This window comes from Vibrio sp. D173a (genome assembly GCF_030248475.1).
Genome location: NZ_JAHGAH010000948.1, coordinates 1 through 1,544, shown reverse-complemented (window position 1 = coordinate 1,544; position 1,544 = coordinate 1). Strand labels below are relative to the sequence as shown.

At 41.3% G+C, this 1,544-nt stretch carries 2 protein-coding genes; one reads left to right on the top strand and one right to left on the bottom strand.

Annotated elements, in window-relative coordinates:
- A partial coding sequence (locus KIV40_RS30470; protein WP_285353013.1) for a 3-deoxy-D-manno-octulosonic acid kinase occupies nt 1-627 on the bottom strand: 627 nt, incomplete at its 3' end.
- A 209-nt stretch (nt 628-836) separates the two neighbouring features.
- Between KIV40_RS30470 and KIV40_RS30465 the strand changes: the two genes are divergently transcribed.
- On the top strand, nt 837-1,544 hold a 708-nt coding region (locus KIV40_RS30465), incomplete at its 3' end, for a glycosyltransferase family 9 protein (RefSeq protein ID WP_285353011.1).

The following is a 1,544-nucleotide window of genomic DNA, read 5'->3' as shown; positions in this document are numbered from 1 at the left end:
AAAAGAGCGCTTTAGTCTTTCTAAATTACTATTTTTCCATGTACTACCAGTCGATTGAGTACATTTGTCGAAATCAATGATCCAGACTCTATTTGACGTATCGAGCAGGATATTATGAATATTTAGGTCTGTATGATTAACTTGAGCTCGGTGCATCTTAGCGATTTCCACACCAATATCATAATATGCTTCACCTGATAGGGATTGATTTTCAAGTATCGAAACTAAGTCTTGAGCATTCGGGATCTTTTCACTCAATAAATCTGCTCGATAAAACAAGCCCGCTCTAATAGCTCTCGCAGCAATCGGTCTAGGAACATTGACTCCTTCAGATTTCAGTAAGTTCAGCAGATGAAACTCTTGGCAGCTTCGTGATCTTTGCCAACCAATAAAGATGTATTGGTCAGAGACTAACTTGCCCAATAGTCCACCTCTTCTGTAGTGCCGTAAAGCTGCTGGAAGATACTGAGTTTGAACAAACCATGTTGTTCCACGCCCCAATGCACTGCCTAGAATACAACCTTTTTGTTCCCAGTAATCAATATCAAAAAGACTTTCGATATCTTCACTTACTAAAGTTTCATCAAACCAAATTGTCTGAGATCCATTCGTTCTCACTTGTGTCATCTGGATAACTCCAACCTTAAGCTAAATAAGCACATCAACAAAACGAAAACTAAGCTTTAGTCCACAACTTGCTCAAAACTACTTTATCGAGACATCCGTTTTCATTGATTTTGTTTTACCGATACTTGGTATTCCGCAGAAGTGCTGTATTTTACATTTATCAGTACTCTCTGCATAATCTTAGGCAATTAAATTTGTGAGCGATTTTTATGCCCCTTTTTACTCAAGCACCTGAATCTGTTTGTTTTTTACGTTTGTCTGCCATCGGTGATGTTTGCCACGCAGTCGCAGCGGTGCAAGCCCTGCAAAAACAATGGCCTACAACCAAGGTTACTTGGATCATTGGCAAGGTTGAAGCCCAACTACTGGAAGGGCTAGAAGGTGTAGAGCTTATCGTCTTTGATAAGAAAGCTGGCTTTTCAGGTATGCAGGCCGTTTGGAAAAAGTTATCTGACCGAAAGTTCGATGCTTTGGTTCATATGCAGTTAGCTTTAAGAGCGAGTTTGCTCACTTTAGGCATCAAGGCCAACCATAAAGTCGGCTTTAACTTTAAGCGAGCTAAAGAGGCTCAATGGCTTTTTACAAATAAAAAAATCGAGGATGTTCAATCACAACACGTTCTCGACAGTTTCTACTCTTTTGTCGAATATCTGGGTGTACCTAGCTCTATCCCTGCATGGAACTTACCTATTGGTGTCGAAGATACTCTGTTTGCCAAAGAATCATTGGGCTCAAACCCTACGGTTGTCATTAGCCCAGCGGCAAGTAAAGACGAGCGTAACTGGTTACCTGAGCGCTATGCAGAATTTGCTGACTATGCAGTATCTCAAGGCTATCAGGTGGCGATCTGTGGCTCTCCAGCTGAACGGGAAATGACTCTAGCGAAAGTGATCATGGATAAGATGACTCACCCCGCT